Genomic DNA, 16,587 nt, shown 5'->3' on the forward strand with positions numbered 1-16,587 from the left:
GACCAGCAGGACCTGAGCAAGGGAATACCGCCATGAGTACCGCCTTGGAACCCGCCCTGTCGGTACGCCAGGTCCTCAACCTGGACCGGGTGCTCGCCGGAGAGCCCGAGGTGGTGGCCGGGGCGGGCCACCTCGACCGGCCCGTGCGCTGGGTGCACGTTGCCGAGGCCGCCGACGTGGGCGTGATGCTCAGCGGCGGCGAAATGGTGCTCACCACCGGGGTGTTGCTCGCCGGCGACCCCGACGCTCAGGCCGAGTACATCCGTTCGCTGCACCGCGCGGAGGCCGCGGCCGTCGTCCTCGGACTCGGCCGCGCCTTCCCCACGCCGCCGGACGTGATGCGCCGGGCCGCCGAGCGCTGCGGGCTGCCGATGGTGGTGCTCCATCGGCCCTTCCCCTTCGCCGAGTTGACGGAGGAGGTCCAATCCCGGCTCGTCAGAAGCAAGTTCGCGGCCGTGAGCCTCTCCGAGGCCGTGCGGACCGCGCTCACCGGACTGATCACGGCGGGCGCTCCGCTGCAGCGCATGCTCGACGAGATCGCCGGGCACGCCGCCTGTCCCGTCGTCGTCACCAACCTGGCCCACCGGGTGCTCGCCACGGCGGGGGAGCGGTCCGCCGTCGACGACGTGCTGCGCGACTGGGAGCGCATCGCCCGGCAGGCGGGCGGCAGCGAGGGCGACGGCTGGATCCGCGCCGAGCTCGGCGGGCGCGGCGAGCGCTGGGGCCGCATCGTGCTGTGCGGGTACCGCGGCGACGGCGCGACCGGACGGCTGCTGGCCGACCGGGCCGCCGAGGCCCTGGTCCTGCACCGGATGCTCGGCGGCTCCACGCACACCTGGGAGGAGGAGTCCGCGCAGAGCCTGCTGACCGACCTGGTGAGCGGGGTCGTACCGGCCCGGCAGCTGCTGCCGCGGGCTCGGGCGGCCGGGCTGCCCGTCAATCGGCGAGCCTTCGTGCCGCTGGTGGTGCGGGACGGCGACCCGGCCCAACTCGACAGGGTGCTACGGCTGTTGGGGCTTCCGGGGCTCGTCGCCGAGCTGGCCGACGGCGCCACCGCCGTACTGCTCAGCCTTGCCCGCGACCAGGACGCGGAGGCGCTGGCCGCCCACTTCGCCGCCCGGCTGTGCCACGAGACCGGCGCCCGTACGACCGTCGCCGCGGCCTCTTCCCGTACCGCCTGGGACGACGTCCCCGGCGGCCTGCGCGAGGCCCTGCACGTCGCCGAGGCCGCCGCCGACACACCGCCTGATCAGGACCACCCGGTCCTTGTACGCCTCCGCGACGTACACCTGCGCGGTCTGATCCGGCTGCTGCGCGACGACCCGCACGTCCAGTCCTTCGCCGAGCGGGAGTTGGACGGGCTGCTGTGCGGCGCCGACGCCGAGTCGGAGCTGCTGCCCGTGCTGCGGACGTATCTCGCGACCGGCCGCAACAAGTCGCGTACCGCCCAGCTCCACCATGTCAGCAGACCCGCCCTGTACCGGCGTCTGGAGGCCATAGAGGCACGTCTCGGCGTCGACCTCGACGACTTCGAGCAGGCCGCCTCCGTACACATCGCGCTGCTGGCACACGACGCGCAACAACGGTGAAACACGGAATGACTCAGATGAAACATGGGACAACGCGGGGGTGACACCGTGGAACGGCACAGCGCTTCAGACGTGACACGGTGCAACTCAAAGCCGCTCTCCGGGCTTCCTAGGCTCCTCGCACACCGAGCGACCGGAGGTCCCGATGAGCAGAGTGATCCGCGCCGCCGTCTTCCAGACCGCATGGACCGGCGACAAGGAATCGATGATTCAGGTCCACGAGCAGGCGGCCCGCGACGCGGCCGCGCAGGGCGCCCAAGTCCTGTGCTTCCAGGAGCTGTTCTACGGGCCGTATTTCTGCCAGGTCCAGGACAAGGCGTTCTACGAGTACGCCGAGCAGATCCCCGAAGGCCCGATCGTCCGGCGGTTCCAGGCGCTGGCCAAGGAACTGGGCATCGTCCTCATCCTGCCGATGTACGAGGAGGAGCAGCCCGGCGTCCTCTACAATACGGCTGCCGTGATCGACGCGGACGGCTCGTATCTCGGCAAGTACCGCAAGCACCACATCCCGCAGGTCGAGGGCTTCTGGGAGAAGTTCTACTTCCGTCCGGGCAACGCCGACTGGCCGGTCTTCGACACCGCAGTCGGGAAGATCGGCGTCTACATCTGCTACGACCGCCACTTCCCGGAGGGCTGGCGTGCGCTGGGTCTCGCGGGTGCCGAGATCGTGTTCAACCCGTCGGCCACCTCGCGCGGTCTGTCCTCCTACATCTGGCAGCTGGAGCAGCCGGCGGCGGCCGTCGCCAACGAGTACTTCGTGGGCGCGATCAACCGGGTGGGTGTGGAGGAGCTCGGCTCCAACGACTTCTACGGGACGTCGTACTTCGTCGACCCGGAGGCCCAGTTCGTCGGGGAGGTGGCCAGCGACAAGGAGACCGAGCTCGTCGTCCGGGACCTCGACATGGCCAAGCTGCGCGAGGTGCGCGACCGCTGGCAGTTCTACCGGGACCGCCGTCCCGACGCGTACGAGCCGCTGACCGCTCCCTGACCGTCGTCCCGCGCCGTCCGCGGGCCCGGTCACAGGGGCCGGGCCCGCGGCACCGTCTTCCTTATAAGGAAACAGCGTTGACCTCAGCTTTCAACAGGAGCGGGATTCCCTCAGTGCACGCACGACCGGAAGGAGAGGGAGCATGAGCCGTACCGTCATCCGTGGTGGCCTCGTCATCACCGCGTCCGACGAGATCCATGCCGACGTCCTGATCGAGGACGGCCGGATCGCGGCCCTCGCCGCGACCGGCACCCCCGCGGCCGAGGCGTGGACGGCCGAGCGGGCCATAGACGCCACCGGCAAGTACGTCATCCCGGGCGGCGTCGACGCCCACACCCACATGGAGTTGCCGTTCGGCGGCACCTTCGCCTCCGACACCTTCGAGACGGGCACCCGGGCCGCGGCCTGGGGCGGCACCACCACCATCATCGACTTCGCGGTGCAGAGCGTCGGCCACTCGCTGCGCGAGGGCCTGGACGCCTGGAACGCCAAGGCCGACGGCAAGTGCGCCATCGACTATGCCTTCCACATGATCGTCTCCGATGTGAACCAGGAGACACTCAAGGAGATGGACCTGCTGGTCGAGGAGGGCGTCACCTCCTTCAAGCAGTTCATGGCCTACCCGGGCGTCTTCTACAGCGACGACGGCCAGATCCTGCGTGCCATGCAGCGCTCCGCCGAGAACGGCGGTCTGATCATGATGCACGCCGAGAACGGCATCGCGATCGACGTGCTCGTCGAACAGGCCCTGGCGCGCGGCGAGACCGACCCGCGCTATCACGGGGAGGTGCGCAAGGCGCTCCTGGAGGCCGAGGCCACCCATCGCGCCATCAAGCTCGCCCAGGTCGCGGGCGCCCCGCTGTACGTCGTGCACGTCTCGGCGCAGGAGGCGGTCGCCGAGCTGGCACGCGCGCGCGACGAGGGCCTGAACGTCTTCGGCGAGACCTGCCCGCAGTACCTGTTCCTGTCGACCGACAACCTGGCCGAGCCCGACTTCGAGGGCTCGAAGTACGTGTGCAGTACGCCCCTTCGGCCCAAGGAGCACCAGGCGGCCCTGTGGCGCGGACTGCGGACGAACGACCTCCAGGTCGTCTCCACCGACCACTGCCCCTTCTGCTTCGTGGGCCAGAAGGAGCTCGGCCGGGGCGACTTCTCGAAGATCCCCAACGGCCTTCCGGGCGTCGAGAACCGTATGGACCTGCTCCACCAGGCGGTCGTCGACGGGCACATCTCGCGCCGCCGCTGGATCGAGATCGCCTGCGCGACCCCGGCCCGGATGTTCGGCCTGTACCCGAAGAAGGGCACCATCGCGCCGGGCGCCGACGCCGACATCGTCATCTACGACCCGCACGCCGAGCAGGTCATGTCGGTCGAGACGCACCACATGAACGTCGACTACTCGGCGTACGAGGGCAAGCGCGTCACCGGACGGGTCGAGTCGGTGCTCTCGCGCGGCGAACCGGTCATCACCGAGCGGGAGTTCACCGGACGCGCGGGTCACGGCGTCTACACCCCCCGCTCCACCTGTCAGTACCTTCTCTGAGCGACTAGGAGTGGCGCCATGGACTTCGGACTCGTCCTGCAGACCGACCCCCCTGCCTCCCGCGTCATCGACCTGATGAAGCGCGCCGAGGGCAACGGCTTCACGTACGGCTGGACCTTCGACTCCGCCGTGCTCTGGCAGGAACCCTTTGTGATCTACAGCCAGATCCTCGCGAACACCGAGAAGTTGACGGTCGGCCCGATGGTCACCAACCCGGGCACCCGCACCTGGGAGGTCACCGCCTCCACCTTCGCGACGCTCAACGACATGTACGGCAACCGCACGGTGTGCGGCATCGGCCGCGGAGACTCGGCGATGCGCGTCGCCGGACGCAAGCCCAACACGCTCGCCCGGATCAGCGAGGCGATGAAGGTCATCCGGGCCCTCGCGCGCGGCGACGAGGCCGACCTCGGTGGCACCGTCATCAAGTTCCCGTGGGTCAAGGCGGGCGCCGAACTCCCGGTCTGGATGGCCGCGTACGGCCCGAAGGCCCTCAAGATGACCGGCGAGGAGGCCGATGGCTTCATCCTCCAGCTCGCGGATCTGTATTTGACCGAGTACATGGTCAAGGCGGTCAAGAACGCCGCCGTCGAGGCCGGGCGCGACCCGTCCGACGTGAAGATCTGCGTGGCCGCGCCCGCGTACATCACCGAGGACGACTCGCCCGAGGCGCTCGCCCACGCCCGCGAGCAGTGCCGCTGGTTCGGCGGCATGGTCGGCAACCACGTCGCCGACCTCGTCTCCAAGTACGGCGAGCACTCCGCCGCCGTACCCGATGAACTCACCGACTACATCAAGGCCCGCGAGGGCTACGACTACTCCCACCACGGGCGCGCCGACAACCCCGACACCGCGTTCGTGCCCGACGAGATCGTCGACCGGTTCTGCCTGATCGGCACGGCCGAGCGGCACATCGAGAAGCTGAACGCGCTGCGTGAACTCGGCGTCGACCAGTTCGCGGTGTACGACATGCACGACGCGCAGGAAGCCACCATCGACGCGTACGGGTCGACGGTCATCCCGGCCATCAACGGCTGATTCCCCTACGGCCCAGCCCACCGCGGCTCCCGCTCCCTCCCCGAACGTCCCCTTCCCGCCGTCCCGGGAAGGGGACCGGCCGCACCCGCACATCCCCCCACGGCGTCACCCGCACGGCCTTTCCCGTCACTCCTCATCTGATTGGCCTGCCCATGACCGAGACCGTCCCCCCGGACAGCCCGCCCGCCGCTCAAGTCACGCTCGCCGACGGACGCGTGGAGATAGCCCCCGACGCGCCCGCGCCGAGCGGCCCCTACGCCAACGAGGACCTGCTGCCGGTCCCGGTCGAGAAGCGCACCTGGACCACGTACAACTTCTCGGCACTGTGGGTCGGCATGGCCCACAACACCGCTTCCTGGACCCTGGCCTCCGGTCTGATCGCCGTCGGCATGGACTGGAAGCAGGCCGTCCTCACCATCGCGCTGGCCAACCTGATCGTGCTGGTCCCGATGCTCCTCACCGGGCACGCCGGACCCAAGTACGGCATACCGTTCCCGGTCTTCGCCCGCGCCTCCTTCGGTGTCCGCGGCGCCAACCTGCCCGCCGTCGTACGGGCGTTGGTGGCGTGCGGCTGGTTCGGCATCCAGACCTGGATCGGCGGCGAGGCGATCTACTTCCTCGCCGGGAAGCTCTTCGGCGACGGCTGGAGGAACGCCTCCGAGGTCGGGGGCTACGCCTGGACCATGTGGCTGTCCTTCGCGATCTTCTGGGTGCTCCAGGTCGCCATCATCTACCGGGGCATGGAGACGATCCGCCGCTTCGAGAACTGGGCGGCGCCCTTCGTCCTCGTCGGCGCCGGCGTGATGCTGTGGTGGATGAGCAGCAAGGCGGGCGGCTTCGGTCCGCTGCTCGACCAGCCCTCCAAGCTCGGCTGGGGCGGCGACTTCTGGAAGCTGTTCTGGCCTTCGCTCATGGGCATGATCGGCTTCTGGTCCACGCTGTCGCTGAACATCCCCGACTTCACCCGCTACGGCAAGAGCCAGAAGGCGCAGACCTGGGGCCAGGCGCTCGGCCTGCCCACCACGATGACGCTCTTCGCCTTCCTATCGGTCATGGTCACCTCGGGCTCCCAGGCGGTCTACGGCAAGGCGATCTGGGACCCGGTCCAGCTGGCCGCCAAGACCGACAACGTCGCCGGCATCCTCTTCGCCCTGGTCACCGTGCTGGTCGCGACCCTGTCCGTGAACATCGCGGCCAACCTGGTCTCGCCGGCCTTCGACTTCTCCAACATCGCGCCGCGAAAGATCAACTTCCGGGCCGGCGCGCTCGCCACCTGCGTCCTCGGCGTACTGATCTTCCCGTGGAAGCTGTACTCCGACCCGCAGGGCTACATCTTCACCTGGCTCGGCCTGGTCGGCGGTCTGCTCGGCACGGTCGCCGGCATCCTCATCGCCGACTACTGGATCCTGCGCCGCACCAAGCTCGACCTCGCCGACCTGTACCGCACGGGCGGCCGCTACTGGTACAACGGCGGCTGGAACTGGCGGGCCGTCGTCGCCTTCGTCACCGGCGGCGTCCTGGCCGTCGGCGGCGCCGACTTCCACCCGCTCATCGACGGCCGGCCCATCCCGGCGCTGGAGTCGCTGGCCGACTACGGATGGGCGGTCGGACTCGGTACGTCGATGGTGCTGTACGTGGTGCTGATGCTGCTGCGGGGCAAGGAGAAGGCCGCTGTCTGACGTGCCCGACTTAGGTGCCCTTGAGTAGAGCCGACCGCTTCATCCCGGTCGGCTCTACCGCGTTCTGCCGGGCTTCACTGGGCGTTTCGGTCTTCTACTGGACCTTTTCGGGCTTTACTGGCTCTTCTCCAGCGTGGCCACCGCGTCCTTGGCGGCTTTGATGGCGCCCTTGTTGATCTCGTCCGTGCTCGGGGCCTTCTTCGTCTCGAAGTCGCTGCCGTTGTACGTGACGACCACCAGCGCGTTGGACGCGCGGACGATCACCACTCCCTCGCGCGTCTGCTGCTTGTTCTCGGTGGTGAGGTTCACGACGGAGTAGGCCGAGTCGCCGAGCCCCGGGACCGCCCCTCCACCGCTCTTGTCCTCGACGCGCCCCTCATAGGACTTCTGTGCCGTTTCGTCCGACTCCTTGATCTCGTACGAGACGTCGAGCCAGCGGTAGTCGAACCCCTTCAGCGCGTTCCAGGAACAGGTGCGGCGCACGGACTTGTCGGTCGACGCGATTTCCTGGCCGGCCGTCTTTGCGCCCGGAACCAGGGACTTGACCGTCGCCTCCGTCACGCCGTCGCAAGGCGCGGGCGAGGTGGCGTACGTCTTGGTCGCCGCGGATGTCGACGGAGCGGATGCCGTACTGGTCTCCTTTTGTGCCGGTTTGTGTTCGGCGGTGGGGGTCGCGGCGAACGGACCGGACGTCAGGGCCCAGCCCGCAGAGGCGAGCACGGCGACCGGCAGCAGACGCGCGGCGAGAGCGAGCGGCAAAGGAAGGGAACGCACGGCGCACTTCTCGTGGGGGATGGTGCGGAGGGAGTCCGCACTGCGGACGGGACGCCAGTGTCACATGAGTCCCTGTGGGGCGGAAGTGCGAACTCGCTCCGTGCCTGTGTGGTGACAATGGCTCACTGTTGACGGGCTGTTCGATGTGTGGGGGCTGAGGGCCTTATGAGACCTTCGGGCCGCCTCGCCGTCACGAGCCACACCGCGGCCCGGAGGCGGACGCCGCGATCATCCGTCTCGTACGGGCGCAGGGTGTCCTCCAGGGCCGCGCGTGTGCCGGCGGCGACGGTCCGCCCCGGTGTGCGGGAGAGGATGAAGTCGACGGCGTCCGAGGCGTCGCGCCCCCATGTCGTGTGGACCTCCACCGGGGTGACGGTCACGTCGGCGTACCCCTGCAGCACTTCGCGGATCCGCGCCGGGTCGGACAGGGCGGCCATCGCGACCTGCGCGGAGGCGGTGCCGGCGCCCGGACCGTCGCCTTGGCGGCCTTCATCACCTTGGTCGCCTTCGAGTAGTTTGCCGAGGAGGCCGAGGGTGCGCGACTCCTCCACGTCCGGACCGGCCGGCCGCGGACAGACGAACGCGAGCCGCCCTCCCGGCCGCAACGCCCGCGCCAGATTCCGGAACGCGGCCGCGTGATCCGCGAAGAACATCACGCCGCCCCGGCTGATGACCACGTCGTATCCGGCGGGCGGGAAGGGGTGGATCTGCGCGTCGGCACGCTCGTACGCGACGTTCGCGACGCCCTCGGCGGCGGTGACCTCCCTCGCCGTGTCGAGCAGGGGCGCCGAGATGTCGACCCCGACGGCATGGCCGGTCGCGGCCAGCCGGGCCGCGATGCGTGTGGTCGCCCCGGCACCGCAGCCGACGTCGAGGACGCGGTCGCCCGCCTCGATGGCCGCGCCCGCGAACAGCGCGTCGTTCACGCCGGCGACCATCGTGTCGTAGCGCGCGTGATGGGTGGCCCAGTGGGCGCCGACGGGCCCATTCCAGGCCTGGGCCTGAACGGAGTTGGCGATCCGGGTCACGAGGCCTCCTGCACGGCGCGGACGGGAAGCGCGCTCTCGATCCGGTCGACGGCGGCGAACGCGCCGTACGCCACGAGATGCACGAGGCAGTGGTCGGTATGGGTCGGTTTGCGCCACGCCGTCACGTCCTCGTCCGTGATCCGATACGGGGCGAGGGCGGCCAGCAGCGCGAGGCGCGCGCCAGGGCGGGAGCGGTCGGGGAGTTCGTCCCAGGCGAGCGGCGGATGCGTGCCGTCCCAGGCTTGGAGCGTTTGCCTTACGACGGCATGGTCGCCCTCGTCGAGAAGCCCCTGGCCCGCTGTGGCGGCGTCGCGCAGTGCGGCATAGGCCGGGCCGACCGTCGTCCCGCGCGCCCAGTCCGGCCCGGGACCCGGGTCGTGGAGGAGCGTCAGGCTCGCACCGGGGGAGGGGCGCCGACGCACCGTCCCGGCGACCGACCGCCCCACCAGACTCCGCACCGCCCGGAACCGCTGGGCATTGCACGGCAACAGGTTCTCGGTCAGCAGCGCCGACACGATCCGGTTGATGAAGTGGAAGGCCAGCGCGGTGCCGATGTACGCGGGGGCGTGGGCGGCGGGGAAGGGGTACGGCGCCAACTCCGGGGCCCCGGGGGTCCTGCTCGCCCTGCCCCACGCCAGCACGCGCGCGTGCCGCTCGTCGACGGGGGTCTCCCCGCGCGCGACCCTCTCCGCGAGCGCGTGATCCCCGGTCGCGTGCAACAGCGTCGTGTGCGCGTCCACACAGAAGGGGCACCGATTGGCCTCGGACACCCCGAGCGCCGCCAGTTCCTTCCCGGTCCTGTCACCTTCGCCCGCGATGAGCGACTCACGCATCAACGCCCAGGCCGACGCCATGATTTCGGGCGCGGAGGAGAGCACGACAAAGGTACTCGCCCGCTCAATCCCGAAGTCAGCGGCAAGCTGCGCATAGACATCGGCGGTACGTCCGGCGGCGGATTTGGGCGGGGGTGGGGCGGTGTAACGGAAGGGGCTGGGCATGGTTACCTCCGGGGTGGGATGTGGCTGGGGTGGGGGTTAGCGCTGGTTACCGCTGTGGGCAGTTGTTCCGCAGGGCGATGGGGGTCCCCCTGCTGGAGCGAAGCCGAGAGCTTGGGGGAGGGTGGGCACAGCCACCAGCGCCGGGTGCCGTTGCAACCCTGGTCCAGAGGGGCATCCGCAGGCGTCGTACACCCGAAGGCAATCCGAGCTACCCCCACCGGGCCCGCGCGCAGCGCGAACTACTGCGCCGGGAGTACCCCGGCAGCCATCCACAGGTCTGACGCGGCTGTCGGCGCGGCCGCATATCGTGCCGGACATGCAGCTGGACCAGGTCACACGCAGGCGCCTCACCGACGCGACCCTCGCCGTCGCGATCGGCGCCCTCGTCGTGACCGCGGCTGCCTTCCACGACGGCACGACCCCCGTCGACTACACCCTGATCGCCCTCGGCTGCCTGGCGTTGGCGGCCTACCGCACGGCCCCGCGCGCGGTGTTGGCCGCCAGCACGGCCACCACAACGGCGTACGTCCTGCACGCACACCCAGGACCCCTCTCCGCGCTCCCCGTACTCGCCGCCGTACACACGGCCGCCCGCGTGGGCCACCGAGGCCTGGCGGCGATAGCGACCGCCGTCTTCCTGGCGGGATACGTGGCGACGGGCCCCACGACACAGGAGATCGTCGAGCGAACGCTCCTCCTCGCGGGCTGGTTCCTGTGCGCCCTGGTGACAGGCCTCGCCGACCGCAACTGGCAGGCGTACCTGCGCCAGACGGAACAGCGCGCGCTGGAGGCGGAACGCACCCGCGAGGAGGCGGCCCTGCGCCGAGCGGGCGAGGAACGGCTGCGGATCGCCCGGGAGTTGCACGACTCCCTCACGCACAGCATCTCGATCGTCAAGCTCCAGGCGGGCGTCGCCGTCCATCTCGCCCGCAAGCGCGGCGAGGAGGTGCCGCCCGCGCTGCTCGCCATCCAGGAGGCGGGCGGCGAGGCGATGCGCGAACTGCGCGCCACGCTGGAGGTGTTGCGCACCGACGAGCCGACCGGCACACCCGCCCTCCTCGTGGAGCGTGCTTGCGCCGCCGGTCTCGCCGTCGAGCTGACGGTGACCGGCGAGGAGCGCCCGCTGACGGCGACCGTGGACCGCGCCGCGTACCGCATCGTCCAGGAGGCCCTGACGAATGCCGCCCGCCACGCGGGCCTCGCCAAGGTGACCGTCGAACTCGCCTACGCCGGGGACGAGTTGTTGATACGCGTGGACGACGACGGCGCCGCACACCCGACTCGTCCGCCCACCCCGGGCATCGGCCTCACCGGCATGCGCGAACGCGTTACGGCCCTCGGCGGCACCCTGCACGCCGGCCCGCGCGCGGAGGGCGGCTTCTCGGTACGGGCCGAACTGCCCCTGGGCATACCGGAGGACGTGTCGTGATCCGGGTCGCGCTCGTCGACGACCAAGCGCTCATGCGCGCCGGTTTCCGCGCCCTGCTCGATGCCGAGGAAGGCATCGAGGTGGTGGGCGAGGCCGCCGACGGAGAACAGGGCCTGGCCCTCGTGCGAGCCCAGATACCGGACATCGCCCTCGTGGACGTGCAGATGCCCGTGATGACGGGCATCGAGGCGACCCGCCGCATCGCCGCCGACCCGGAGCTGTCCGGTGTACGGGTCGTCATCCTCACCAACTACGGCCTGGACGAGTACGTCTTCGAGGCGCTGCGGGCCGGTGCCAGCGGCTTCCTGCTCAAGGACACCGAGCCCGCCGACCTGCTCCAGGCCATCGCGGTCGTCGCCCACGGAGAGGCACTGCTGTCCCCGTCCGTGACCCGCACCCTGATCGGCGAGTTCGTCGCCCGGCCTCCGGACCGGGCCACCGCGCCGGGCCTGGAGTGCCTCACGCCCCGCGAACGCGAGGTCACCGCACTCGCCGCGCGCGGCCTCACCAACGAGGAGATCGCCGCGCACATGGTCATCAGCCCCTTCACGGCCAAGACCCACATCAGCCGCGCGATGACGAAGCTGGGCGCCCGCGACCGGGCCCAGCTGGTGGTGTTCGCGTACGAGTCGGGGCTGGTGGCTGTTCGGCACGGAGATCACCGGTTTGAGTGAGCCGCGCGCTGCATCGCCCCACGCGTGTGGCGGATTGCGGTACGCCGAGGAGGGTGGTCATGCTGCAGTCACGATGCCCGACGGAGAACCGATGAGCGCTCAGCCGCACCCGTACGCAGTGACCGACCCGGAAACCGCACTGAAGTACGCGATCCGGCATATCCAGGGTGACCGGGTGCAGATCGTGGATGGGGTCATCCAGCCGATCGTGCCGTCCTGGGACCACGAGAACGTCGCTGACCTGATCCGCGAGCAGTTGGGGCCGGTGTTGCGCAGACTGGGCTGCCGGGCCGGTTCCGGGAACCTGGACCTGCCGGGGACGAGTAACTGGTACGTGCCGGATCTGGCAGTCGTGCCGAGCGACGTCGCCAAGGGCGCGGGCGCCCTGCTCCCCGACCAGACCTTGCTGATCGTCGAGGTCACCCCGGAGTCCAATGGGGATACCGACCGCACGGTCAAACGTGCCCGCTATGCGGAGTACCGCGCACCGCTGTATCTGCTCGTCGACCGTCAGGAGCGGTCCTGCACCCTGTACGCGGTACCGGGCCGACTCGGCTACACCGGGGTGGAGGGGCCGCTGCCGTTCGGAACGCCTGTCGCGTTGCCTGATCCGTTCGACATGGAGCTCGACACCTCCGAGTTCTGAGCGGCACCCGCGGCGGCAGCGTGCCGTCCACCGAGCGCCAGGCGCCGTCCACCGAGCGCCGGGGCTACGGCACTCGCGCTGTCCACTCCGCAGACCCGAACTTCGCCCGCGCCAGCTCCTCCGCCCGGCCCAGCTCCTCCGGCGTCACCTTGCCGTCCGCCAGCCCGTACCGGCCGCGGAACGAGTCGATCATCCGCTCGATGACCGCCTCGCGCGCCAGCCCCGTCTGGCGGCGTAGCGGATCCACCCGCTTCTTCGCGCTCTTCGTGCCCTTGTCGGAGAGCTTCTCCCGGCCGATGCGCAGCACTTCGAGCATTTTGTCGGCGTCGATGTCGTACGACATGGTCACGTGGTGCAGCACGGCGCCGGGCCCGCCTCCCGGTCCGACCACCCGCTTCTGGGCGGCGCCCGCGATCTTGCCCTGCTCCGTGGTGATGTCGTTCAGCGGCTGGTACCAGGCCTTGATCCCCATGTCGCCGAGCGCGCCGAGCACCCAGTCGTCGAGATACGCGTAGCTGTCCTGGAAGGAGAGGCCCTGGACGAGCGCCTCGGGGACGGAGAGCGAGTACGTGATGGTGTTGCCCGGCTCCACGAACATCGCGCCGCCGCCGGAGATCCGGCGGACCACCTCGATGCCGTGGCGCGCGGCGCCCTCGGGGTCGACCTCGTTGCGCAGCGACTGGAAGCTGCCGATGATCACGGACGGTGCGCCCCACTCCCACACGCGCAGCGTGGGCGGGCGCCGGCCCGCGGCGACCTCGGCGGTCAGCACCTCGTCCAGGGCCATGTGCAGCGCCGGGGACTGCGGGCCCTCGTGGATCAGCTGCCAGTCGTAGTCCGTCCAGTCGGTGGCGTGGGCGAGTGCCCGGCGCACCGCGATCCCGATGCCCTCCGAGGTCAGCCCGTACATGACCGTGCCCTCGGGCAGCGCGGCGTCGATGCGGGCGGCCAGGCCCGTCGCGTCGGTGTCCACCGGGGCGCCGTTCAGCGCGTGGTTGACGGCGTCCAGCGCCTCGTCCGGTTCGAGGAAGAAATCGCCCGCCACGCGCGCGTGGCGCAGCATTCCGCCCTCGACGTCCAGATCCACCACGACGAGCTTGCCGCCGGGGATCTTGTACTCACCGTGCACCGAACCGCCTCCGTTCCGTTCCACGAGGGCCAACGTCCACCCCGGGTGAATGATTCCGATCATTCCGGTCCTTCCGGGCCCGGCGCGTGCGCTGCAGTGCTGCCCTGCCGTTCTGGGAGGCGCAAGTGCCATAGTCGGGGCCGAGGTTGATCGCTCCGCACAGCGAGGTGGCAGGCATGTTCACGACCCGACCGACGCTCCAGGGCACCTTCGGCATGGTGTCCTCCACGCACTGGCTCGCCTCGCAGTCGGCGATGGCCGTCCTGGAGGACGGCGGCAACGCGTACGACGCCGCCGTCGCCGCGGGCTTCGTCCTGCACGTCGTCGAGCCCCACCTCAATGGACCCGCGGGCGAGGTCCCGATCATCCTCGCCCCGGCGGGCGGCGAGGTCCGGGTGCTGTGCGGACAGGGCGTCGCGCCCGCCGGAGCGACGATCGCCCACTACAGGGGACTCGGTTTGAATCTCGTACCCGGTACAGGGCCGCTCGCCGCCGCCGTGCCGGGCGCGTTCGACGCCTGGATGCTCCTGCTGCGCGACCACGGCACCAAGTCCCTCGCCGACGTCCTCACGTACGCCATCGGGTACGCCGAGGACGGCCACGCGCCCGTGGAGCGCGTCGGCGAGACGGTCGAGACCGTACGCGAGCTGTTCGAGACGGAGTGGACCTCGTCGGCGGAGGTGTATCTGCCGGGCGGCAGGGCGCCGCGACCCGGCGAGCTGTTTCGCAATCCCGCCCTCGCCGCGACCTGGCGACGGCTGCTCGCCGAGGTCTCCGAAGAGACGGACCGCGTGGCTCAGATCGAGGCGGCGCGGCGGGTGTGGTGTTCCGGCTTCATCGCCGAGGCCCTGGTGCGTCAGGCCCAGCGGCCCACCATGGACACCAGCGGCGAGCGCCACGCCGGCACCCTGACGGCCGCCGACCTGGCGTCCTGGTCCGCGACCTACGAGGCCCCGGCGACGTACGACTGGCGGGGCTGGACCCTGTGCAAGGCGGGCCCCTGGAGCCAGGGCCCGGTGCTCCTGCAGCAGCTGGCCCTGCTGCCGCCCGAGCTGCCGCGCTACGGCTCCGCCGACTACGTCCACCTCCTCGTCGAGGGCTGCAAGCTGGCCATGGCTGACCGGGAGGCCTGGTACGGGGACGCGGCCGAGGTACCGCTCGACGAGCTGCTGTCGGAGCCGTACAACACCGCCCGGCGTGCGCTCGTCGGCGACAAGGCGTCGTACGAGCTGTGCCCCGGCAGTCCCGGAGGGCGTGCTCCGCGGTTGAGCGGGCACGCGCGCGTGGTGGCGGCCGGGGAGCCGGGCTTCGTCGCGCCGGCGGTGCCGGGTGCGGGTGAGCCCACCATGGCCCGGACGGCCGCGGAACCCGACGTGGCACCGGACGGCGGTACCCGAGGCGACACCTGCCACCTCGACGTCGTCGACCGCTGGGGCAACATGGTCGCCGCCACCCCCAGCGGCGGCTGGCTGCAGTCCAACCCGGTCGTGCCCGAGCTGGGCTTCCCGCTCGGCACCCGGCTCCAGATGGCCTGGCTGGAGGAGGGGCTGCCCAACTCCCTGACGCCCGGCCGCCGCCCCCGCACCACGCTGACCCCCTCGCTCGCGCTGCGCGACGGCGTGCCGGTCATGGCGTTCGGCACGCCGGGCGGCGACCAGCAGGACCAGTGGCAGACACACTTCTTCCTGTCCGTGGCATTGCGCGCCGAGGTGCGCGGCGGCCTCGACCTCCAGGGCGCGATCGACGCCCCGAACTGGCACAACGACAGCTTCCCCGGATCCTTCCACCCCCGCGGCATGCGCCCCGGCCACCTCACCGTCGAGTCCCGCATGGACGAGGCGGTCGTCGAGGAGCTGCGCCGCCGCGGCCACGACGTCGAGGTCGGCGAGGCCTGGTCGGAGGGGCGGCTGTGCGCGGTCGCGCGGGACCCGGAGACGGGTGTGCTCTCGGCGGCGGCCAATCCGCGCGGGATGCAGGGATACGCGGTCGGACGCTGATCGCCGCCCCCGAGCACCGCTGATCCGGAACCCGCGGTCATGCCGCCCCCGGAACCCCCGGTTCTGCTGATCTCCGAACCCCCGGTTCTGCTGATCTCCGAACCCCCGGTCCTGGTGATCTCCGAACCCCGGAATTCATGGCGATTCCACCCGGAGTGCACTGGGCGGGTGGGGATTGTCAGTGGCGCGTGCTGTCATGGAGCCATGATCGAAGACATCGAAACCATCGACGAGTTTCTCGCCCACGGCACGTCCGACGTCGAAGAAGCCGTGCGCAAGGCGGCCGCCACCGAGATCATGCCGCGCTTCAGGCAGCTCGCCGCGCACGAGATCGACCAGAAGTCCGGCCCGCACGACCTGGTGACGGACGCCGACCGCAAGGCCGAGGTGTACCTCACCGAGGCCCTCACGAAGCTGCTGCCCGGCTCGGTCGTCGTCGGCGAGGAAGCGGTGCACGCCAACCCGGCGACGTACGAGGCGATACGCGGCACCGCACCGGTCTGGATCGTGGACCCCGTCGATGGAACGCGGCAGTTCGTGCACGGCGACCCCGGCTTCTGCACGCTGGTCGCGCTGGCGCTGGACGGCGTCGTGCTCGCCTCGTGGACGTACGCTCCCGCGCGCGACGAGTTCGCCACCGCGATACGCGGCCGGGGCGCCGTACTCGACGGTGTGCCCCTGCGCTCCGGCGCGCCCGAGCCCGGCCGCGACCTCCACATCGCCACCTCCCACCCGGACTACACCACGGACGAGCAGAAGCGCGCGCTGCTCGGCCTGCACGTCGAGGGAGTCGTCCCGCGCCCCTGCGGCTCGGCGGGCCTGGAGTATCTGGCCATCGCCCGCGGTGAGTCGGACGCCACGGCCTTCTCCTGGGAAGCCGCCTGGGACCATGCCGCGGGTCTGCTGCTGGTCGAGGAGGCGGGCGGCGCCCATCTGACCCTCAAGGGCGAGCCGTTCCGCATCACCGGGGGCAACGCGCTGCCGTTCACGGCGGCCCGGGACGAGGCCACGGCCCGCCGGGTGGTGGCGCTGCTGACGGCCGGGGTCTGACCCCGGGGCCGCGCCTCCCAACCCC

General features: G+C 70.7%; 14 protein-coding genes. 10 read left to right on the plus strand and 4 right to left on the minus strand.

Going from position 1 to position 16,587, the window contains the following annotated elements; all coding sequences use genetic code 11:
- Positions 1-32: 32 nt before the first annotated feature.
- The 5 genes from ACFY0T_RS06520 to ACFY0T_RS06540 all read left to right on the plus strand — a co-directional run bounded on the left by ACFY0T_RS06520 (position 33) and on the right by ACFY0T_RS06540 (position 6,837).
- Entirely contained in the window at positions 33-1,589 is a 1,557-nt protein-coding gene (locus ACFY0T_RS06520) for a PucR family transcriptional regulator (protein ID WP_388865177.1), read from the plus strand.
- A gap of 145 nt (positions 1,590-1,734) precedes the next feature.
- Positions 1,735-2,577, plus strand: a complete 843-nt coding sequence (locus ACFY0T_RS06525; RefSeq protein ID WP_388865179.1) for a nitrilase-related carbon-nitrogen hydrolase — start codon at positions 1,735-1,737, stop codon at positions 2,575-2,577.
- A gap of 142 nt (positions 2,578-2,719) precedes the next feature.
- On the plus strand, positions 2,720-4,120 hold the full coding sequence (gene hydA / locus ACFY0T_RS06530; RefSeq protein ID WP_388865181.1) for a dihydropyrimidinase: 1,401 nt from the start codon (positions 2,720-2,722) through the stop codon (positions 4,118-4,120).
- A gap of 18 nt (positions 4,121-4,138) precedes the next feature.
- Positions 4,139-5,158 (plus strand): TIGR03842 family LLM class F420-dependent oxidoreductase, encoded by a 1,020-nt coding sequence (locus tag ACFY0T_RS06535; protein WP_388865183.1) that lies wholly within the window; start codon positions 4,139-4,141, stop codon positions 5,156-5,158.
- Positions 5,159-5,310: 152 nt separating this feature from the next.
- A complete protein-coding gene (locus tag ACFY0T_RS06540) occupies positions 5,311-6,837 on the plus strand; it encodes an NCS1 family nucleobase:cation symporter-1 (RefSeq protein ID WP_388865185.1) in 1,527 nt (508 codons plus the stop codon).
- A gap of 114 nt (positions 6,838-6,951) precedes the next feature.
- Here ACFY0T_RS06540 and ACFY0T_RS06545 read toward each other — a convergent pair whose 3' ends face one another.
- The 3 genes from ACFY0T_RS06545 to ACFY0T_RS06555 form a co-directional block, all read right to left on the minus strand.
- Entirely contained in the window at positions 6,952-7,611 is a 660-nt protein-coding gene (locus ACFY0T_RS06545) for a hypothetical protein (protein ID WP_388865187.1), read from the minus strand.
- 122 nt (positions 7,612-7,733) lie between these two features.
- Positions 7,734-8,639 carry a class I SAM-dependent methyltransferase gene (locus tag ACFY0T_RS06550; RefSeq protein ID WP_388865189.1) on the minus strand — a complete coding sequence of 302 codons (906 nt, stop codon included), beginning with the start codon at positions 8,637-8,639 and terminating at the stop codon, positions 7,734-7,736.
- Positions 8,636-9,637: a carboxymuconolactone decarboxylase family protein gene (locus tag ACFY0T_RS06555; protein WP_388865190.1), complete on the minus strand. Its 1,002-nt coding sequence runs from the start codon at positions 9,635-9,637 to the stop codon at positions 8,636-8,638. The genes ACFY0T_RS06550 and ACFY0T_RS06555 overlap by 4 nt, the downstream gene beginning before the upstream one ends.
- A 316-nt stretch (positions 9,638-9,953) precedes the next feature.
- Here ACFY0T_RS06555 and ACFY0T_RS06560 point away from each other — a divergent pair, with 316 nt between their 5' ends.
- From ACFY0T_RS06560 to ACFY0T_RS06570, 3 genes are all read left to right on the plus strand, one after another.
- Positions 9,954-11,066, plus strand: a complete 1,113-nt coding sequence (locus tag ACFY0T_RS06560) for a sensor histidine kinase (protein ID WP_388865192.1) — start codon at positions 9,954-9,956, stop codon at positions 11,064-11,066.
- Entirely contained in the window at positions 11,063-11,740 is a 678-nt protein-coding gene (locus tag ACFY0T_RS06565) for a response regulator (RefSeq protein ID WP_388865194.1), read from the plus strand. The genes ACFY0T_RS06560 and ACFY0T_RS06565 overlap by 4 nt, the downstream gene beginning before the upstream one ends.
- Before the next feature lie 91 nt (positions 11,741-11,831).
- Positions 11,832-12,386: a Uma2 family endonuclease gene (locus tag ACFY0T_RS06570; RefSeq protein WP_388865195.1), complete on the plus strand. Its 555-nt coding sequence runs from the start codon at positions 11,832-11,834 to the stop codon at positions 12,384-12,386.
- Positions 12,387-12,450: 64 nt separating this feature from the next.
- Here ACFY0T_RS06570 and ACFY0T_RS06575 read toward each other — a convergent pair whose 3' ends face one another.
- Positions 12,451-13,515, minus strand: coding sequence for a lipoate--protein ligase family protein (locus tag ACFY0T_RS06575; RefSeq protein WP_388865680.1), 1,065 nt, complete (start codon positions 13,513-13,515; stop codon positions 12,451-12,453).
- 176 nt (positions 13,516-13,691) lie between these two features.
- On the opposite strand from ACFY0T_RS06575, the gene ACFY0T_RS06580 reads away from it, so the two are divergent.
- Together ACFY0T_RS06580 and ACFY0T_RS06585 are read left to right on the plus strand one after the other, a co-directional pair.
- Entirely contained in the window at positions 13,692-15,512 is a 1,821-nt protein-coding gene (locus ACFY0T_RS06580) for a gamma-glutamyltransferase family protein (RefSeq protein ID WP_388865197.1), read from the plus strand.
- 204 nt (positions 15,513-15,716) lie between these two features.
- Positions 15,717-16,562 carry an inositol monophosphatase family protein gene (locus ACFY0T_RS06585; protein ID WP_388865199.1) on the plus strand — a complete coding sequence of 282 codons (846 nt, stop codon included), beginning with the start codon at positions 15,717-15,719 and terminating at the stop codon, positions 16,560-16,562.
- The last annotated feature ends 25 nt before the right edge of the window (positions 16,563-16,587 follow it).

The sequence above is a fragment of the Streptomyces sp. NPDC001530 genome, assembly GCF_042894545.1.
In the GTDB taxonomy this organism is placed as follows: Bacteria; Actinomycetota; Actinomycetes; order Streptomycetales; family Streptomycetaceae; genus Streptomyces.

Coding starts and splice junctions, on each gene's coding strand:
- ACFY0T_RS06520 (WP_388865177.1), top strand. CDS start 33: ATGAGTACCGCCTTGGAACCCGCCCTGTCGGTACGCCAGGTCCTCAAC.
- ACFY0T_RS06555 (WP_388865190.1), bottom strand. CDS start 9,637: ATGCCCAGCCCCTTCCGTTACACCGCCCCACCCCCGCCCAAATCCGCC.
- ACFY0T_RS06570 (WP_388865195.1), top strand. CDS start 11,832: ATGAGCGCTCAGCCGCACCCGTACGCAGTGACCGACCCGGAAACCGCA.
- ACFY0T_RS06525 (WP_388865179.1), top strand. CDS start 1,735: ATGAGCAGAGTGATCCGCGCCGCCGTCTTCCAGACCGCATGGACCGGC.
- ACFY0T_RS06560 (WP_388865192.1), top strand. CDS start 9,954: ATGCAGCTGGACCAGGTCACACGCAGGCGCCTCACCGACGCGACCCTC.
- ACFY0T_RS06535 (WP_388865183.1), top strand. CDS start 4,139: ATGGACTTCGGACTCGTCCTGCAGACCGACCCCCCTGCCTCCCGCGTC.
- hydA (WP_388865181.1), top strand. CDS start 2,720: ATGAGCCGTACCGTCATCCGTGGTGGCCTCGTCATCACCGCGTCCGAC.
- ACFY0T_RS06585 (WP_388865199.1), top strand. CDS start 15,717: ATGATCGAAGACATCGAAACCATCGACGAGTTTCTCGCCCACGGCACG.
- ACFY0T_RS06540 (WP_388865185.1), top strand. CDS start 5,311: ATGACCGAGACCGTCCCCCCGGACAGCCCGCCCGCCGCTCAAGTCACG.
- ACFY0T_RS06580 (WP_388865197.1), top strand. CDS start 13,692: ATGTTCACGACCCGACCGACGCTCCAGGGCACCTTCGGCATGGTGTCC.